This window comes from Pseudomonas sp. H3_C08, from assembly GCF_054669455.1.
Genome location: NZ_CP162803.1, coordinates 6,249,362 through 6,269,009, shown reverse-complemented (window position 1 = coordinate 6,269,009; position 19,648 = coordinate 6,249,362). Strand labels below are relative to the sequence as shown.

The following is a 19,648-nucleotide window of genomic DNA, read 5'->3' as shown; positions in this document are numbered from 1 at the left end:
CCGGACAAAAGTCCGCCCGTACATAGCCGCCATAAAAACTGCTGACAGCATGAGCTGGCGGCGATTATGGAGGGGCTTGTGCAGGTTTCCAAATTCAATAACCGGGAATCTCACCTCCCGATCGCTGAGTTTTCAGCGACACCCAGAGCCTAAAGAGCGCACGTCCGACGGACAACCTGAAAACCTTGTGGGAAGGTTCTGGTTATTTGCATCAGATTTAAACAGCCAAAAGCCAACCCTCACCCTAGCCCTCTCCCAGAGGGAGAGGGGACTGACCGTGGTGTTTGGGAGAGTTACGCCGACGTGCGATACCGCGTCGAACTGAGGCTTTGAAAAACACAAAAATCGGCCCCCTCTCCCTCCGGGAGAGGGCTGGGGTGAGGGGCAAATCCACCACAAATCCAACGCCGACCACGCCCCGCTCTTCACCACTCAATAGGCCGAGTGTCAGCTCGCCTGCTTTTGATCTTGACCCACCGGCGACGCTGCGCCCGGATCGATCCCGCAGCGAAGGAACCCCGAGCCCCAGCGAGCGGGCCGAACGTAGGAGCAAGCGTTTTTTGCTTACTTTTTTTGGCGTTTGAAAAAAAGTGAGTCGCCGTCAGGGCGAAACCCTAAGCAGCCGTTACCGCAGCAACGGATATGTACCCAAAAAAGCCCCTACATATACCGAGATAGACACTCCAACAGGAAAAACGATATTTCCGAACACCCCCAAATCCCCGCTACCCTCAAAAAACCACCACCTCCAATCTCCGCGGGGACTCCATGCCAAGATTCACTCTAAAACCACTATTAATCACCCTCGCACTAACAACCATAGCCCCGCTGGCAAACGCCGCCACAACCCTGGTCTACTGCTCCGAAGCCAGCCCCGCAGGCTTCGACCCCAGCCAATACACCAGCGGCACCGACTTCGACGCCTCCGCCGAAACCGTCTTCAACCGCCTCACCCAATTCAAACGCGGCGGCACCGACATCGAACCCGGCCTGGCGACAAAATGGGACGTCTCCAGCGACGGCCTGCAATACACCTTCCACCTACGCCAAAACGTAAAATTCCACACCACCGACTACTTCAAACCGACCCGCGACTTCAACGCCGACGACGTGCTCTTCACCTTCCAGCGCCTCCTCGACCCGGATAACGCCTTCCGCAAGGCCTACCCCGCCGAGTCCCCCTACTTCACCGACATGGGCCTGAACACCACGATCAAATCGGTAGAAAAACTCGACGATCAGACCGTGCGCTTCAACCTCAACAACGTCGACGCCGCGTTCGTGCAAAACCTCGCCATGAGCTTCGCCTCGGTGCAATCAGCCGAATACGCCGCGCAACTGTTGAAGGAAGGCAAAGCCGCCGACCTCAACCAGAAACCGATCGGCACCGGCCCGTTCGTGTTCAAGCGCTACCAAAAGGACTCGCAAATCCGCTACGCCGCCAACACGGCCTACTGGAAACCCGAAGACGTGAAGATCGACAACCTGATTTTCTCGATCACCCCGGACGCCGCCGTGCGCCTGCAAAAACTCAAGGCCGGCGAATGCCAGGTCAGCGGCTACCCACGCCCGGCCGACATCGAAGTGATGGAAAAAGACCCGAATCTGCGTGTGCTCAAGCAGGCCGGTTTCAACCTCGGCTTCCTCGCCTACAACACCACCCACGCGCCACTCGACCAGCTCAAGGTGCGCCAGGCGCTGGACATGGCCATCGACAAACCGGCAATCATCAAAGCCGTCTACCAAAGCGCCGGCCAACTGGCCCAAAACGCCTTGCCGCCGGCGCAATGGTCGTATGACCCGAACATCAAGGACGCTCCCTACGACCCGGTAAAAGCGCGGGTGCTACTGAAAGAAGCAGGGGTTGCGCCGGGTACAACCATCAACCTTTGGGCGATGACAGTGCAACGCGCCTCAAACCCGAATGCGCGGATGTCGGCGCAGATGATCCAGCAGGATTGGGAAAAAATAGGCATCAAGGCCAACATCGTCAGCTACGAATGGGGCGAGTACATCAAACGCGCGAAAAATGGCGAACACGACGCCATGATTTATGGTTGGACAGGTGACAACGGTGACCCGGACAACTGGCTGGGCGTGCTCTACAGCTGCGCGGCGGTAAAAGGCAGCAACTACGCCAAATGGTGCGATCCGGCCTACGACAAACTGGTGCAACAGGCCAAGTTGGCCACCGACAAAGATCAACGGGTAAAACTGTATCAACAGGCGCAACTGATCCTCAAACAGCAGGTGCCGATCACACCGATTGCCAACTCCACGGTGTTCCAGCCGCTGCGCAAGGAGGTCACTGACTTCCGGATCAGCCCGTTCGGTCTTACCCCCTTCTATGGCGTGGGTATAAATAAGTAACACCAAGCCCCAAGGCGGCGCGCACAACGTGACCAACGCACCGTTTTGGGGCTTCATTTGCACCGTAAAAACCACCCGCAAACGGTCAAATGCGTCAGAAGTTACACAGATGCGACATTAAGGTACGTTCGTGCCACGCTTTGTGGCCGGCAGTCGTTCTGGATCTTGCAATGGGTATGGCCCCTGCATAAGTATCCGCAGGCACGACTCACGAGGTCGTACCTCACAACTAAAAAATGACAACAAATCATGAGGCCAACATGCTTAAACACGCGGTCATTCCGTTTTTAGTCGGCGCAGGCTTGTTAGCCTCCGCACCTTTCGCATCCGCTGCGACTAACCTGGTGTTCTGCTCCGAAGGCAGCCCGGCCGGTTTCGACCCAGGCCAGTACACCACCGGAACCGACTTCGACGCCTCAGCCGAAACCATGTTCAACCGTCTTACCCAGTTCGAGCGCGGCGGCACCGCCGTGATTCCTGGTCTGGCGACCAAGTGGGACATCTCCGATGACGGCCTGACTTACACCTTCCACCTGCGTGAAGGCGTCAAGTTCCACACCACCCCGTATTTCAAGCCGACGCGTGAGTTCAACGCCGACGACGTGCTGTTCACCTTCAATCGCATGATTAACAAGGATGACCCGTTCCGTAAGGCGTACCCGACCGAATTCCCGTACTTCACCGACATGGGGATGGACACCAACATCACCAAGATCGATAAAGTCGACGACCACACCGTCAAGTTCACTCTGAAAGAAGTCGACGCGGCGTTCATCCAGAACATGGCCATGAGCTTCGCCTCGGTACAGTCCGCCGAGTACGCAGCGCAGCTGCTGAAAGAAGGCAAGGCTGCCGACATCAACCAGAAGCCGATCGGCACTGGTCCGTTCGTGTTCAAGAGCTATCAGAAAGACTCGAACATCCGTTACACCGGCAACAAGGATTACTGGAAGCCTGAGGATGTGAAGATCGACAACCTGATCTTCGCCATCACCACTGACCCGTCGGTGCGTATTCAGAAGCTGAAAAAGAACGAGTGCCAGGTCACCCTGTTCCCGCGTCCGGCCGACCTGAAAGCGCTGAAAGAAGACAAGACCCTGAAGATGCCTGACCAGGCTGGTTTCAACCTGGGTTACATCGCCTACAACGTGATGGACAAGGTCAAGGGCAGCAACGAAGCCAACCCACTGGCTGACCTGCGCGTCCGTCAGGCGCTGGACATGGCTGTGAACAAACCACAGATCATCGACTCGGTTTACCAGGGCGCCGGCCAACTGGCCGTCAACGCCATGCCGCCGACCCAGTGGTCTTACGACACCACCATCAAGGACGCCAAGTACGATCCTGAGAAAGCCAAGCAACTGCTGAAGGAAGCTGGCGTCAAGGAAGGTACCGAAATCGTTCTGTGGGCGATGCCGGTGCAGCGTCCGTACAACCCGAACGCCAAACTGATGGCTGAAATGCTCCAGTCCGACTGGGCCAAGATCGGCTTGAAAGTGAAGATCACCAGCTACGAATGGGGCGAGTACATCAAGCGCTCCAAAGGTGGCGAGAACCAGGCCATGATCATTGGCTGGAGCGGTGACAATGGTGATCCGGACAACTGGCTGAACGTGCTGTTCGGCTGCGACTCGCTCAGCGGCAACAACTTCTCCAAGTGGTGCGACAAGAAGTTCGACGGCCTCGTCAAAGAAGCCAAGCGTACAACCGACCAGGCCAAGCGCACCGAACTGTACAAAGAGGCGCAACACGTCCTCAAAGATGCAGTCCCGATGACACCTATCGCTCACTCGACGGTGTACCAACCCATGCGCGCCAACGTGCAGGATTTCAAGATCAGCCCATTCGGCTTGAACTCCTTCTACGGCGTCAGCGTCAGCAAATAAGGCACTGCAGCGGCGACGTTTATAACGTCGCCGTTGTTTTACCTGCCGAGAAGTTAGGAAATTGCCTACAACCAATTCCGCTGCGGATTACCGCAGAGGTATAGGACGCGTCGCCTTTTCCTACGAGATTTAAGGCATTTACGCATTTACTGCCAGAACCGCGGCCCCTACCGTCGGGTACTGACCAGTGTCTGCGTGGGCCACCGGTTTGCCGTACGTACTGGATTGAGCTCGATGCAACCAAAACGTCTCTGGATGAGGTGACGGTGCATTGAACAACACTAAAAAAAGAGGGAGCGTCATGCGCCATACCTTGATTTATTCCGCATTGCTGGGTGCCGGCCTGTTGGCCGCCTCGTCCGCCAGTTTCGCCGCCAGCAAAAGCCTGGTGTTCTGCTCTGAAGGCAGCCCGGCCGGTTTCGATACCGCGCAGTACACAACAGCGACGGATAACGACGCCGCCGAACCGATCTACAACCGTCTTGTCGAGTTCGAAAAAGGCGCGACCAATGTCGTACCCGGTCTGGCGACCAAGTGGGACATTTCCGAGGATGGTCTCAAGTACACCTTTCACCTGCGTGAAGGTGTGAAATTTCATACAACGCCGTACTTCAAGCCAACTCGCGATTTCAACGCCGACGACGTGCTGTTCACGTTTAATCGCATGCTCGATGCGCAACAACCTTTCCGTAAGGCTTATCCAACCGAGTTCCCGTATTTCAACGGGATGAGCCTGAACAAGAACATCGCCAAGGTCGAGAAGACCGGGCCGCTGACCGTGGAATTCACGCTCAACAGCGTCGACGCCGCGTTCATCCAGAACATCGCCATGAGCTTCGCCGCCATTCTGTCCGCCGAATACGCCGACAAGCTGCTGGCCGAAGGCAAGCCAAGCGACATCAACCAGAAACCGATCGGCACCGGGCCGTTCGTGTTCAAGAGTTATCAGAAAGACTCGAACATTCGTTACACCGGTAATCAACATTACTGGGATCCGAGCCGAGTCAAACTCGATAACCTGATCTTTGCGATCAACACCGACGCCTCGGTGCGCGTGCAGAAGCTCAAGGCCGGCGAGTGCCAGATCACCCTGCACCCGCGCCCTGCCGATGTTGAAGCGCTGAAGGCCGATCCGAAACTGCAATTGATCTCCAAGCCGGGTTTCAACCTCGGCTACATCGCCTACAACGTTCGCCACAAGCCATTCGACCAGCTCGAAGTGCGTCAGGCGCTGGACATGGCGGTGAATAAACAAGGGATTCTCAACGCTGTTTATCAGGGCGCCGGCCAACTGGCCGTGAATGCCATGCCGCCGACCCAGTGGTCCTACGACGACAGCATCAAAGACGCCGCCTACAACCCGGAAAAAGCCAAAGAGCTGCTCAAGGCTGCCGGTGTCAAAGAAGGCACCGAGATCACCCTGTGGGCGATGCCGGTGCAGCGCCCGTACAACCCGAACGCCAAACTGATGGCCGAAATGCTCCAGGCGGACTGGGCCAAGATCGGACTGAAAGTGAAGATCGTCAGCTATGAATGGGGCGAGTACATCAAGCGCACCAAGAACGGCGAGCACGACGTCAGCCTGATCGGCTGGACCGGTGACAACGGGGATCCGGACAACTGGCTCGGCACGCTGTACAGCTGCGATGCCATTGGCGGCAACAACTATTCCATGTGGTGCGATCCGGCTTACGACAAGCTGATCAAAGAGGCCAAGGTCGTCACTGACCGTGACCAACGCACCGTGCTCTACAAACAGGCTCAGCAATTGCTTAAACAGCAAGTGCCGATCACGCCTGTCGCCCACTCGACGGTCAACCAACCGTTAAGCGCCAGGATCGAGGGTTTCAAAGTCAGCCCGTTCGGTCGCAACGTGTTCTCGGGTGTCGGTATCGATTAAACCAGACGATTAGCCGCAATGCTGGGGGGCGCTGTCTAGCCCCTCACGCAAGCGCTTTGCCTAAATTCGCCAATCCGGCTTCTGGCAAACGTTTGCGATGTGTGAACGAGTTCTAAACCAATAACCGGCATACCAAAAAAAGCCGGCATAAAAAGAAAGTAAAGGAGCTTCACCCATGAAACTGAGCAGCACCGCGATACTGGCCCTGGCCATCAGCAGCGTCACCGCCACGGCTTATGCGGAAACCCAGAGTCAGGCATTCACTCCGGTGACCGTCAACACCAAGAGCGCCCAGGCTGAAGCAACCGGCTTCGTCGAAGGACAGTCGATCACCGGTACGACACGTAACTGGTATGCCAATGAGCAATTGAAACGTGGCGCCAAGTTCAAGTACCAAAAAAACGGTACAACCGAACTTACTGATCGCCGGATCAACTGGGTACAAGGCACGATTCTCAAGTACAACTCGGGGTTCACCGAAGGTACTGTCGGCATCAGCACTGAAGTGGCGGTCTACAACGCTGTAGCTCTTGAGCGTGACCGCAAAAACCTCGCTGCAAACGTCGGTGGGGCGCCGATTCCTAACGTCGCCTCCGGTAACAACCGGACCCTGACCCGAGATGGTGGCGATGCGGAGGGACAGTGGAGCAAACTGGGCCTGGCCAACGTCAAGGCGCGGGTTTCAAATACCACTCTGACCGCCGGCCGCCAAAACTTCAGCAGCCCGATGGTCGATGTGATCGGCAACCGCGCTCTTCCTTCGAGCTTCCAAGGTGTCAGCCTGCACAGCGAAGAGTTGGAAAACCTGACCTTCGACATCGCCACATTCGACAAGAACTCGCCACGTACGGAAGAAAGCCAGCGAAAGTTCCGCTCCGAATATGCTGACACGCTCATTGAAATTGATCACGTCAACACCGCTGGTATTTCCTACCAGCCGTTTGCCAGTCTGAAAACCAGTCTGTGGGCAACTCAGGCTGAAGACATGTGGAAACAGTACTACTTCGGCGCTACCCACGAGCTGGGCGATAGCCAGATCCTTAGCCTTACCACCGGTCTGAACTACTACAAGACCGTCGATGAAGGCAAAAAGAAGCTGGGCGAAATCGACAACGATACCTACTCGCTGTCGCTGGGTCTGACTCACCAGGCCCATAGCCTGACCTTCTCGTACCAGGAAATTAACGGTAACGAGTACTTCGACTATCTGCACGAAACCAACGGTATTTACCTGGCCAACTCCCTGCTCTCGGACTTCAACGGCCCGAACGAGAAATCCTTCCAGGTCGCTTACGGTCTGAACATGGCTGAATATGGCGTGCCAGGCCTGAAGTTCAACATCTACAGCGCTCGTGGTTGGGGCATCGACGGCACTCACTACAAAGGCGGCGCTTACGACAGCGTGCTGGCGATGGATGGCGAACACCACTACGAATACGGGATCGGTGCTGCATACGCCGTGCAAAGCGGGCCGCTCAAGGCTACCGCAATACGCGCAACCTACACCGCACACCGTGCCAGTGAAAACCAGCTGGATGGCAGCATCAACGAGTTCCGTCTCGTGACCACGATTCCATTCAACATCCTGTAAAAACGCCAGCCGACGGCTGACTCATGATGAGTCGGCCGTTCGGCTTTTTGTCTTCAACCGATTGCAGAGGGTTATCGATGAAAATGCTTCCCCTACGTGCGGCCATCGCGGCTGCGTTGCTGAGTGTCGCTGTTGGCGTCTCGGCCAAACCCTTGGTGGTCTGCACCGAAGCCAGCCCGGAAGGCTTCGATATGGTCCAGTACACAACTGCAGTCACGGCGGACGCTGTGGCCGAAACCATCTTCAACCGCCTGGCTGACTTCAAGCCCGGCACCACTGAAGTGATCCCGGCACTCGCCGAGTCCTGGGACATCAGCGAAGACGGCCTGACCTACACGTTCCACCTGCGCAAAGGCGTCAAGTTTCACACTACCGAATACTTCAAGCCGACCCGCGACATGAACGCCGACGACGTGGTCTGGAGCTTCCAGCGTCAACTGGACCCGAATCACCCGTGGCACAAACTGTCGAGCGTGGGCTTCCCGTACTTTGAAAGCATGGGTTTCAAGGAACTGCTGAAGAATGTCGAGAAAGTCGACGACAACACGGTCAAGTTCACCCTGACCCGCCGCGAAGCGCCGTTCCTGGCCGATATCGCGATGGCGTTCTCCTCGATCTACCCGGCCGAATACGCCGACCAATTGCTCAAGGCCAACAAGACAGGTGACTTGAACAACAAGCCGATCGGCACCGGCCCGTTCATCTTCCAGCGTTATGCAAAAGACGCGCAGGTGCGTTTCAAGGCCAACCCGGATTACTTCCGTGGCAAGGCGCCGGCTGACGCGCTGATCCTGGCGATCGCCACCGACAACAACGTGCGCCTGCAGAAGCTCAAGGCCAACGAGTGCCAGATCGCCCTGTATCCGAAGCCGGATGACATCCCGAGCATCAAGAAAGACAGCAACCTGAAAGTCGATGAGCTCGACGCGATGACCGTCTCGTACGTCGCCATGAACACCCAGCACAAGTACATGAGTGACGTGCGCGTGCGCAAAGCCATCGATATCGCCTTTGACAAGGAAGCCTATGTCAACGCGCTGTTCGGCAAAGGCAATGCGTCGGTCGCGGTCAACCCGTACCCGCCGACCCTGCTCGGCTATAACCACGACCTGAAGAACCCGCCACGTGACCTCGATGCCGCCCGCAAGCTGCTCAAGGAAGCCGGGGTTCCGGAAGGCACCGTGTTTACCCTGTTTACCCGCAACGGTGGCGGTCCGACCAACCCCAACCCGATGCTCGGCGCGCAAATGATGCAGGCTGACCTGGCGAAAGTCGGGATCAAGATCGACATTCGCGTGATGGAATGGGGCGAAATGCTTAAACGCGCCAAGGCCGGCGAACACGATATGGTCTCGGCCGGATGGGCGGGCGACAACGGCGACCCGGATAACTTCCTGACGCCTATGCTCAGTTGCGAAGCGGCAAAAAATGGCGAGAACTACGCTCGCTGGTGCAACGAGAAATTCCAGGCACTGCTGGATGAAGCACGGGCTAAAGTAGATCCGGCCGAACGCGCAAAGCTCTACGAACAGGCGCAAGTGCTGTTTAATCAGGATCAGCCATGGATCAGCATGGCCCACACCAGGATGTTTACTGCAATGCGTAACAACGTAGAGGGCTATCACATCAGCCCTCTCACCACTAATAACTTCGCCACTACCCAGGTGAAGTAGATAAGAAACTCCCGGCGTCCCTGACCCCAGGGATGCCGGGCACGCCTAACCGGCTGATGAGGTACCACACACGATGTTTAGTTTTATTGCCCGCCGACTGGGGTTGTTGATCCCCACGTTTTTCGGCATCACCTTGCTGACTTTCGCGTTGATTCGCATGATTCCGGGCGACCCCGTGGAAGTGATGATGGGCGAACGTCGGGTCGACCCCGAAATGCACGCTCAGGCAATGGAACGCCTAGGTCTGAACAAGCCGCTGTATGCCCAGTATCTGGACTACATCGGCAAACTGGCTCACGGCGATCTCGGCGAATCCCTGCGCACACGTGAAAGCGTATGGACCGAGTTCACCTCCCTTTTCCCGGCGACCCTGGAACTGTCCATGGCCGCCCTGCTGTTCGCCGGCATTCTCGGGCTTCTGGCCGGGGTAATTGCGGCACTCAAGCGAGGATCCCTGTTCGACCACGGGGTGATGGGCATCTCCCTCGCGGGGTATTCGATGCCGATCTTCTGGTGGGGCCTGATCCTGATCATGTTCTTCTCGGTGAGCCTGGGCTGGACCCCGGTTTCCGGGCGCATCGACCTGCTCTATGACATCGAGCCGCGCACTGGTTTCATGCTGATCGACACGCTGCTGGCCGATGACGTCGGCGCCTTCTTCGATGCCCTGCATCACCTGATCCTGCCGGCCATCGTCCTCGGCACCATTCCGCTGGCGGTGATCGCGCGAATGACCCGTTCGTCGATGCTCGAAGTGCTGCGTGAAGACTACATCCGCACCGCCAGGGCCAAAGGCCTGTCGCCGTCGCGCGTGGTGTTCGTGCACGGTCTGCGTAACGCACTGATTCCGGTACTCACCGTGGTCGGCCTGCAAGTCGGCACCCTGCTCGCTGGTGCGGTTCTGACCGAAACCATCTTCTCCTGGCCCGGCATCGGTAAATGGCTGATCGAAGCCATCGGCGCCCGGGACTACCCGGTTGTGCAAAACGGCATCCTGTTAATCGCCTGCCTGGTGATTCTGGTCAACTTCGTAGTGGACATCCTCTACGGCTTTGCCAACCCACGCATCCGTCATCAGCGCTGAGGTCAATAACCATGAGCACTCCAACATCCTCAGTAGCCACCGCCGCCAACGCGGATCAAAGCCTGCTGTACCCGTCTCCGTACAAAGAATTCTGGCAAGCCTTCTCGAAGAACAAGGGCGCAGTTGCCGGCCTCATGTTCATGCTGCTGATCATCTTCTGCGCGCTGTTCGCGCCGTGGGTTGCGCCGCATAACCCGAGCGAGCAATACCGCGACTTCCTGCTGACGCCGCCGGCGTGGCTGGAAGGCGGGCAGATGCAATTCCTGCTCGGCACCGATGAACTGGGTCGTGACCTGCTGTCGCGTCTGATCCAGGGCTCGCGTCTGTCGCTGCTGATCGGCTTGTCGTCGGTAGTGATGTCGCTGATTCCGGGGATCCTGCTCGGTCTGTTCGCCGGTTTCTTCCCGAAGATGATCGGCCCGACCATCATGCGTCTGATGGACATCATGCTGGCCCTGCCGTCGCTGCTGCTGGCGGTGGCGATCGTCGCCATCCTCGGCCCTGGCCTGATCAACACCGTGATCGCTATCGCTGTGGTTTCGCTGCCGTCCTATGTGCGTCTGACCCGCGCGGCCGTGATGGGCGAACTGAACCGCGACTACGTGACCGCCGCGCGCCTGGCCGGTGCCGGTCTGCCACGTCTGATGTTCATCACCGTGCTGCCCAACTGCATGGCGCCGCTGATCGTGCAGGCGACCCTGAGCTTCTCGTCGGCGATTCTCGATGCCGCAGCGTTGGGCTTCCTCGGCCTTGGCGTACAACCGCCAACCCCTGAGTGGGGCACCATGCTGGCCTCGGCCCGCGACTACATCGAACGCGCCTGGTGGGTGGTGAGCCTGCCTGGTTTGACCATTTTGCTCAGCGTGCTGGCAATCAACTTGATGGGCGACGGCCTGCGCGATGCGCTCGACCCGAAACTCAAGAACGCCGCCTGAGGAGATTCCCATGTCACTGCTAGAAATCAAGAATCTCAACGTTCGCTTCGGCGACAAGACCGCGACCCCGGTGGTCGACGGCCTCGACCTGAAAGTCGACAAAGGCGAAGTACTGGCCATCGTTGGCGAGTCGGGTTCGGGTAAATCCGTGACCATGATGGCGCTGATGGGCCTGATCGAGCATCCCGGCATCGTCACCGCCGACTCGCTCAGCTTTGACGGCAAAGACATGCTCAAGCTGAGCAATCGTCAGCGTCGGCAAATTGTCGGCAAAGACCTGTCGATGGTCTTTCAGGACCCGATGACCGCACTAAACCCGAGCTACACCGTCGGTTTCCAGATCGAAGAAGTGCTGCGTCTGCACCTGAAAATGTCCGGCAAGCAAGCGCGCAAACGTGCGATCGAACTACTGGAAAAAGTTGAAATCCCGGGCGCTGCCAGCCGTATGGACGCCTACCCGCATCAACTGTCCGGCGGTATGAGCCAGCGAGTTGCGATCGCCATGGCGATTGCCGGCGAGCCGAAACTGCTGATCGCCGACGAACCGACCACTGCTCTGGACGTAACGATTCAGGCGCAGATCATGGATCTGCTATTGGCGTTGCAGAAAGAACAGAACATGGGCCTGGTGCTGATCACCCACGACCTCGCGGTCGTGGCCGAAACCGCCCAGCGCGTCTGCGTGATGTACGCCGGCCAAGCCGTTGAAGTCGGTCAGGTGCCGCAACTGTTCGACATCCCGGCGCACCCGTACAGCGAAGCGCTGCTCAAGGCGATTCCCGAGCACAGCCTCGGCGCCGCACGCCTGTCGACCCTGCCGGGCATCGTCCCGGGCCGCTACGACCGTCCGCAGGGCTGCCTGCTGTCGCCGCGCTGCCCGTACGTGCAGGACAGCTGCCGCGCGCAGCGTCCAGGCCTTGATCCGAAAAGCCACAGCCTCGCCCGCTGCTTCTTCCCGCTGAACCAGGAGGTGGCGTAATGGCCGTCGTACTTACCGCCCGCGACCTGACCCGTCACTACGAAGTTTCCCGTGGCCTGTTCAAGGGCCATGCGACCGTACGCGCCCTCAACGGCGTGTCGTTCGAACTGGAAGCCGGCAAGACCCTCGCCGTAGTTGGCGAGTCGGGCTGCGGCAAATCCACCCTCGCCCGTGCGTTGACGCTGATTGAAGACCCTTCTTCCGGATCCTTGAAAATCGCCGGCCAAGAAGTCGCCGGCGCCGACAAGGCCCAGCGCAAGCAACTGCGCAAAGACGTGCAGATGGTCTTTCAAAGCCCATACGCGTCGTTGAACCCACGGCAGAAAGTCGGTGACCAGCTCGGCGAACCGCTGCTGATCAACACCAACCTCTCCGCCGCCGAGCGTCGCGAGAAAGTCCAGGCGATGATGAAGCAGGTCGGCTTGCGCCCTGAGCACTACCAGCGCTATCCGCACATGTTCTCCGGCGGTCAGCGTCAGCGTATCGCCCTGGCTCGCGCGATGATGCTGCAACCGAAAGTGCTGGTGGCGGATGAACCGACCTCGGCACTGGACGTGTCGATTCAGGCGCAGGTGCTGAACCTGTTCATGGATCTGCAGCAGGAGTTCAACACTGCGTACGTGTTCATCTCGCACAACCTTGCGGTGGTGCAACACGTGGCCGACGACGTGATGGTGATGTATCTCGGTCGCCCGGTGGAACTGGGTCCGAAGAACGACATTTACGAGCGTCCGTTGCACCCATATACCCAGGCGCTGCTGTCGGCGACCCCGACCATTCACCCGGACCCGAACAAGCCGAAAATCAAGATCGTCGGCGAACTGCCTAACCCGCTGAACCCGCCACCGGGCTGCGCTTTCCACAAGCGCTGCCCGTACGCGACCGAGCGATGCAGCACTGAAGAGCCAGCGTTGCGCCAGCTCGACAGCCGGCAGGTGGCTTGCCACTACGCCGAGCAGTTCCTCGACGGCGCGGCGTAAGCAAATCTGGAGAGCGATACAAAACACTGTGGGAGCGAGCTTGCTCGCGAAGGCGTTGGATCATTCAACATAAATGTCGCCTGATACACCGCTTTCGCGAGCAAGCTCGCTCCCACAGTGATCGCATTTCAAAGAGAGTGACGTGTTAACCAAACCCCTCCCACCTCAATTGCGCATCAGTCGAGGCGGAAGGGGTTTTCTTTTGCCTGCGATTTACGATTGGCTATCGCCTTCGTCGTCATCAGTGTCCGGATCATCAGTGGTCGAGTCGTCGTCATCGGCGCTGCCGCCCTGGCCCTGATCGCCCGGCTCGGACTCAGACTTGGCCAGCATCAAGCCGCTATGCCCGACCTTTCCGTTGAAGGCCTGGGAATCGTGATCCTCGCACTCGGCCCAGGCCGTCGCGGTGCCGAGGGACAGCATGACCATCACTTTCAACAGCAATAAAACCCGTAGCAACCTGCTTTTCATAGCTGACTCCATCCATTTTCAGGTGAGACATTCGTGCCTGACTGGCGCTGTGTGAAATCTAGTTCCGATCCATCGGGTTCACCAGATAGGACGCTAAGGAGCAGGCAGAAATGCCCTTCATGGAAAGACAGTTTTCGAATAATGCTCATAGCCGCAACAGCTAAGCGCCGCCGCGTGATCGCGTGGCCTGCCACGTCAACGGCATGGAAATCAACACCATCAGCGCACTCGCCAGCCACACACTGTGGCCGCCGAAATGACCGTACAACTGGCCACTGAGTACCGGTGACAACAGCGCACTGGCGCTCCAGCTCATAAAGAACAGGCCGAAGTACTGACCGCTTTTACCGCCTTGGGCAAAACGCATGGCCAGCACATTCAGCGGCGGCATGAAAAAGGCCTCGCCCAAGGTCCAGATCAGCGTCGACAGGCAGACGTAAAACAGCCCGGAGCCGAACGGCAACATACCGAGTCCGCAGGCCAGCAACACACTGCCGAGCAGCATTTGCCGGCGCATCCCCCAACGCTCGCCCCAGTGCGACAGCGGAATCTGCAGGGCGATCACCAACAACGCATTGAGGCCGAACTGCCAGCCGATCGCCTCGGTGCTCAAGTGATAGTAATCACGCAGGTAATTGCCCAGCGTGCTGTAGACCGTGTCGAACGCGATGCCGAGCACGGCCGTCGCTGCCAGCAACCAGAGAAACGGTTTGTCGCGATACGGCACACCCGGACCACCGGCGCCGACTATCGATGACTCTTCATTGATCAGCACCGGACGCTGCCACGTGGTACGAACAAACCAGAGCAGCGCCAACAACGTCATCGCCGCGCTACCGAAAAACACCCAGCGAAAATCGGTCTGCGCCAACACCCCGCCCGCCACACCGGCGGCGGCCATCCCAAGGTTGCGCGCCACCCGACTCAACGCCTGCGCACGCGAGCGCTGCGTCACCTCGCAATACTCCATGATCAGCCGCTGATGCAGCGTGCGAATAGCCCCATCGATGGCCCCACTGAGCAACAACAATGCAGCGAGCAACGGCACCTGCGTCACCAGCCCCAGCAGGATCAGCACCCACACCGAAACAAAGAACAGCGCCGCCGTCAGCCGCGCCGTGCGCACATGATCACTGAGCCAGCCACCGAGCATCGACCCCAGCAGCAAACCCGCGCCGTACGCCGACAGCAACCAGCCAACCGTCTCGATCGCCAGCCCCAGCTCCTGACGCAGGTACAACGCCATGAACAGCTTGACCATGCTGCTCAAGCGATTGATGAACAACAGCGCCGCGAGCACCCAGGCCATCACGCCGAAATAGCCGTTCAGCCGAAGCAGGTGAGTCAGCCGACTCGTCATTCCATTGACCTCTCAAAACGACTTGCGTGGAGCTGGAACACTAACGGTCAGCAGGCGGGTTGTCGCGTTCAAGAACATCGAGACCACAAAAAACCGAGTCGTCCTACAGCCATTGCGCGCGATAAAACCGTACCGAAGATCAAAAGCCCCTCACCCTAACCCTCTCCCGGAGGGAGAGGGGACTGACCGCAGTGATTACGAGAGCTACGCCGACGTGAAATACCGAGTCGAATTCAGATTCTGAAACAGATCAAAAGCCCCTCACCCTAGCCCTCCCGAAACGTCGGACCGCCCGGAGGGAGAGGGGACTGACTGCAGTGTTTGGGAGAGCTACGCCGACGTGCAATACCGCGTCGAACTGAGGCTTTGAAAAACACACAAATCGGCCCCCTCTCCCTCGGGAGAGGGCTGGGGTGAGGGGCAAATCCAACACAAATCCAAAGCCGACCACGCCCCGCTCTTCACCACTCAACAGGATGAGCGTTAGCTCGGCTGCAGCTCTTGATCTGTAGGGCGACGTCGGAAGGCTGAGTGGAGGGATTGATCCGGGCGAGAGAGCGCAGCGACCGTTTGGCGCAGCCAAACACAGCGAGAGGAGGTGCAGCGAAGCAAACCGTAGGCGCTGCGCCCGGATCGATCCCGCAGCGAAGGAACCCCGAGCCCCAGCGAGCGGGCCGCACGTAGGAGCAAGCGTTTTTTTGCTTACTTTTTTTAGGCGTTTGTAAAAAAAGTGAGTCGCCGTAAGGGCGAAACCGTAATCAGCAACACCCGCAGAAACGGATATACCCCCAAAACCAACCAAACAAAAAAAGCCCCCTAGGTATACACCTAGAGGGCTTCGGACAAACCAATTCAGAACTTAATGATGCTCACGCGTCGCCCGGAATTTCACATCCGGCCAACGCTCTTCCATCAACGCCAGGTTAACCCGCGTCGGCGCAAGGTAAGTCAGGTGACCACCGCCATCGACCGCCAGGTTCTCCACAGCCTTGTTGGAAAACTCCTCAAGCTTCTTCTTGTCGCCGCATTCAATCCAGCGCGCGGAGTACACAGTGATCGGCTCATACGAGCACTCAACCTTGTATTCCTCCTTCAAACGGCTGGCGACCACATCAAACTGCAGCACACCGACGGCGCCCAGAATGATGTCGTTGCTGCGCTCCGGGAAAAACACCTGCGTCGCGCCCTCTTCAGCCAGTTGCTGCAGACCCTGACGCAACTGCTTGGACTTCAGCGGATCACGCAGACGCACACGACGGAACAGCTCCGGCGCAAAGTGCGGAATACCGGTAAAACCGAGGGTTTCACCTTCACTGAAGGTGTCGCCGATCTGGATCGTGCCGTGGTTGTGCAGACCGATGATGTCGCCGGCAAAAGCTTCTTCAAGCTGTTCACGCTCGGAGGAGAAGAACGTCAGGGCGTCGCCAATGCGCACGTCCTTGCCGGTGCGCACGTGGCGCATCTTCATGCCTTTCTCGTACTTGCCGGAGCAAATGCGCATGAAGGCGATACGGTCGCGGTGTTTCGGGTCCATGTTCGCCTGGATCTTGAAGATGAAGCCCGAGAACTTCTCTTCCACCGGCTCAACGGTACGCTCGTTAGCGACACGGGCCAGCGGACGCGGCGCCCAATCAACAACGGCGTCAAGTACGTGGTCAACACCGAAGTTGCCCAGTGCCGTACCGAAGAACACCGGGGTCAGTTGACCGTCGAGGAATTCCTGCTGGTTGAATTCGTGGCAGGCGCCTTGAACCAGTTCCAGCTGTTCGATGAAGCGGTCGTACTCGTCGCCCAGATGCGCGCGGGCTTCGTCGGAATCGAGCTTCTCGATGATTTTGGTTTCGGTGCGTTCGTGACCGTGACCGGCGGTGTAGACAATGATGTAGTCGTCAGCCAGGTGGTACACGCCCTTGAAGTCACGGTAGCAACCGATCGGCCAGGTGATCGGCGCAGCCTTGATCTTCAGAACGGCTTCGATCTCGTCGAGCAGTTCGATCGGGTCGCGGATGTCACGGTCGAGTTTGTTGATGAAGCTGACGATCGGCGTGTCACGCAGACGGCAGACGTCCATCAGCGCAATGGTCCGTGGCTCGACACCTTTACCGCCGTCGAGGACCATCAATGCCGAGTCCACCGCCGTCAAGGTGCGGTAGGTATCTTCGGAGAAGTCTTCGTGGCCCGGGGTGTCGAGCAGGTTGATCATGTGCTCGCGATACGGGAACTGCATGACCGACGTGGTAATGGAAATACCCCGTTGCTTCTCCATCTCCATCCAGTCGGATGTCGCATGGCGATCGGATTTACGGGATTTCACCGTACCGGCCACTGCAATCGCCTTGCCCATCAACAGGAGCTTTTCGGTGATCGTGGTTTTACCGGCATCGGGGTGGGAAATAATGGCGAAAGTGCGGCGTTTCGCGACTTCGGCGGCCTGGTTGGTCATGGGAAATCGCCTGGCGGTGATTCAAAAAAGGGCCGCGATTATAGCCCAACTCGATGCAATAACCGAACCGTTGAGCACATTAAGGGTGGCCAAATGCTGCCGCAGATGGGAACCTTTTAAAGCCCGGAGACGTCCATCCCCTGTTACGAATTTTCGTCAGGGGCTGAAAAATCAGCAAGTTAGCCTGACGAGGCTGCGCTCATGGCTCGCTTTCAGACCGTTTTTTGCCGGTGCTGAGGGAGCTGCTTCTCGCGAACGTTTATTCCCGGCAGCCATGTATGGCATGCCACACGGGAGGGCGTTCGCCGACTACAAAAAAAGGAGTCCGCCTGTGGCTATCCGCTATGGCAAAGGGCTGATGGGAGGTGCGGTGGTGATCGCGCTCCTGGCCCTGCTGGTCCACTGGATCGGCATCAACACGATCGAACACTACCGCGACGATTTGTTGTTTTACCTGCAAGCTCATCTGATTCTCGTCCTCGCTTCAATGCTGGCCGCCCTTGTCGTGGGCATCCCCGCCGGCATCTTCCTCAGTCGTCCGACCATGGTCGGTCGCGCTGAACGCTTCATGCAGATTTTCAATATCGGTAACACCGTGCCGCCGCTGGCCGTGCTCGCGATTGCTCTGGGCGTCCTCGGCATTGGCAGTGGCCCGGCGATCTTTGCTTTATTCCTCGCTTCGTTGCTGCCGATTGTGCGCAACACCTACGAAGGCCTGAAAAATGTCCAGGGTTCGCTGAAAGAAGCGGCCGTCGGCATCGGCATGACCCCGCGCCAGGTGCTGTGGAAAGTCGAATTGCCCAACGCCGTGCCGATCATTGTCGGCGGTGTGCGCGTGGCTTTGGCGATCAACGTCGGCACCGCGCCGCTGGCCTTCCTGATCGGTGCCAACAGCCTCGGCAGCCTGATCTTCCCTGGCATCGCCCTGAACAATCAGCCGCAACTGCTGCTCGGCGCCGCGTGCACCGCGCTGCTGGCCTTGCTGCTCGATGGCGTCGTCACCCTCGCCAGCCGTCTCTGGCTGGAACGCGGTTTGCGCCCGTCTTAAGGCTTTTGCGAAGGAATGAATATGAAACGACTTAGCTTGATGTTAGGCCTGATGTTGAGCAGTGCCCTGCTGTTTGCAGGCATCGCCCAAGCCGCTGAAAAACCGGTGATCCGCCTCGGCGCCCGAGTCTTCACTGAGCAAACCCTGCTCGCCGAAATCACCGCGCAATACCTGCGCAGCAAAGGTTACGACGCGCAGATTACCGGCGGTCTGGGCAGCAACCTCGCCCGCAGCGCCCACGAAAGCGGACAACTGGACATGCTTTGGGAATACACCGGCGTGTCGCTGGTGGCCTACAACCATGTCACTGAAAAACTCGACAGCGCCCAGTCCTACGCCCGGGTAAAAGAACTCGACGCGAAAAAAGGCCTGGTCTGGCTGACCCCGTCGAAATTCAGCAATACCTACGCTCTCGCCTTGCCGAAGAAAGTCGCCGAGGAATATCCGCAGATCAACAACATCAGCCAGTTGAACGAAGTGCTGCGCGCCGAGGCCAAGACCAATCATCTGGTGGCGCTGGACACCGAGTTTGCCAACCGCTCCGACGGTCTGATCGGCATGGTCGATCTCTACGGCATGAACCTGACCCGCAAAAATATCCGCCAGATGGATGCCGGGCTGGTTTACACGGCATTGCGCAACGGTCAGGTGTTCGCCGGTCTGGTCTACACCACCGACGGTCGCCTCAACGCCTTCGGCCTGAAACTGCTGGAAGACGACAAGCATTACTTCCCCGACTACACCGCCGCACCGGTGGTGCGTCAGGCTTACCTCGACGCGCACCCGCAACTGGCCGAGCAACTCAAGCCATTAGCCGAACTGTTCGATGACGAAACCATGCGCCAGCTCAACGCGCGGGTCGACGTCGATCACGAGAGCCCATCGAAAGTTGCCGCCGATTTTCTGCGCCAGCACCCACTTGATTAAG

Annotated in this window: 14 protein-coding genes; 11 read left to right on the top strand and 3 right to left on the bottom strand. The window is 58.3% G+C overall.

Features of this window, described 5'->3' with window-relative positions; translation table 11 throughout:
* Positions 1-768 precede the first annotated feature (768 nt).
* From AB4N74_RS28370 to AB4N74_RS28330, 9 genes are all read left to right on the top strand, one after another.
* On the top strand, positions 769-2,370 hold the full coding sequence (locus tag AB4N74_RS28370) for an ABC transporter substrate-binding protein (protein ID WP_460097903.1): 1,602 nt from the start codon (positions 769-771) through the stop codon (positions 2,368-2,370).
* A 260-nt stretch (positions 2,371-2,630) separates the two neighbouring features.
* The gene (locus AB4N74_RS28365; RefSeq protein ID WP_093435868.1) at positions 2,631-4,256 is read left to right on the top strand and encodes an ABC transporter substrate-binding protein; all 1,626 of its coding nucleotides are present in this window, start codon (positions 2,631-2,633) and stop codon (positions 4,254-4,256) included.
* 301 nt (positions 4,257-4,557) lie between these two features.
* Positions 4,558-6,156, top strand: a complete 1,599-nt coding sequence (locus AB4N74_RS28360) for an ABC transporter substrate-binding protein (RefSeq protein ID WP_093435865.1) — start codon at positions 4,558-4,560, stop codon at positions 6,154-6,156.
* 175 nt (positions 6,157-6,331) lie between these two features.
* Complete coding sequence (locus tag AB4N74_RS28355; RefSeq protein WP_257357009.1) at positions 6,332-7,747, top strand: OprD family porin; 1,416 nt, start codon at positions 6,332-6,334, stop codon at positions 7,745-7,747.
* 77 nt (positions 7,748-7,824) lie between these two features.
* On the top strand, positions 7,825-9,420 hold the full coding sequence (locus AB4N74_RS28350; protein ID WP_093435859.1) for an ABC transporter substrate-binding protein: 1,596 nt from the start codon (positions 7,825-7,827) through the stop codon (positions 9,418-9,420).
* 73 nt (positions 9,421-9,493) lie between these two features.
* Complete coding sequence (locus AB4N74_RS28345) at positions 9,494-10,504, top strand: ABC transporter permease subunit (protein WP_075947650.1); 1,011 nt, start codon at positions 9,494-9,496, stop codon at positions 10,502-10,504.
* 11 nt (positions 10,505-10,515) lie between these two features.
* Complete coding sequence (locus AB4N74_RS28340) at positions 10,516-11,439, top strand: ABC transporter permease subunit (protein WP_134174556.1); 924 nt, start codon at positions 10,516-10,518, stop codon at positions 11,437-11,439.
* A 10-nt stretch (positions 11,440-11,449) separates the two neighbouring features.
* The gene (locus AB4N74_RS28335; protein WP_093435852.1) at positions 11,450-12,418 is read left to right on the top strand and encodes an ABC transporter ATP-binding protein; all 969 of its coding nucleotides are present in this window, start codon (positions 11,450-11,452) and stop codon (positions 12,416-12,418) included.
* Positions 12,418-13,398 (top strand): peptide ABC transporter ATP-binding protein, encoded by a 981-nt coding sequence (locus AB4N74_RS28330; protein WP_007917625.1) that lies wholly within the window; start codon positions 12,418-12,420, stop codon positions 13,396-13,398. The genes AB4N74_RS28335 and AB4N74_RS28330 overlap by 1 nt, the downstream gene beginning before the upstream one ends.
* 213 nt (positions 13,399-13,611) lie before the next feature.
* On the opposite strand, the gene AB4N74_RS28325 is transcribed toward AB4N74_RS28330, so the two are convergent.
* From AB4N74_RS28325 to AB4N74_RS28315, 3 genes are all read right to left on the bottom strand, one after another.
* A complete protein-coding gene (locus AB4N74_RS28325) occupies positions 13,612-13,869 on the bottom strand; it encodes a hypothetical protein (RefSeq protein ID WP_186623098.1) in 258 nt (85 codons plus the stop codon).
* Positions 13,870-14,029: 160 nt separating this feature from the next.
* Positions 14,030-15,229: an MFS transporter gene (locus tag AB4N74_RS28320; RefSeq protein WP_099757987.1), complete on the bottom strand. Its 1,200-nt coding sequence runs from the start codon at positions 15,227-15,229 to the stop codon at positions 14,030-14,032.
* A gap of 859 nt (positions 15,230-16,088) precedes the next feature.
* Positions 16,089-17,672, bottom strand: coding sequence for a peptide chain release factor 3 (locus AB4N74_RS28315; protein WP_316917672.1), 1,584 nt, complete (start codon positions 17,670-17,672; stop codon positions 16,089-16,091).
* 358 nt (positions 17,673-18,030) lie between these two features.
* Here AB4N74_RS28315 and AB4N74_RS28310 point away from each other — a divergent pair, with 358 nt between their 5' ends.
* Positions 18,031-18,720, top strand: a complete 690-nt coding sequence (locus AB4N74_RS28310; protein ID WP_169844036.1) for an ABC transporter permease — start codon at positions 18,031-18,033, stop codon at positions 18,718-18,720.
* Positions 18,721-18,741: 21 nt separating this feature from the next.
* Positions 18,742-19,647: a glycine betaine ABC transporter substrate-binding protein gene (locus AB4N74_RS28305; RefSeq protein ID WP_460097902.1), complete on the top strand. Its 906-nt coding sequence runs from the start codon at positions 18,742-18,744 to the stop codon at positions 19,645-19,647.
* Position 19,648: the final 1 nt, after the last annotated feature.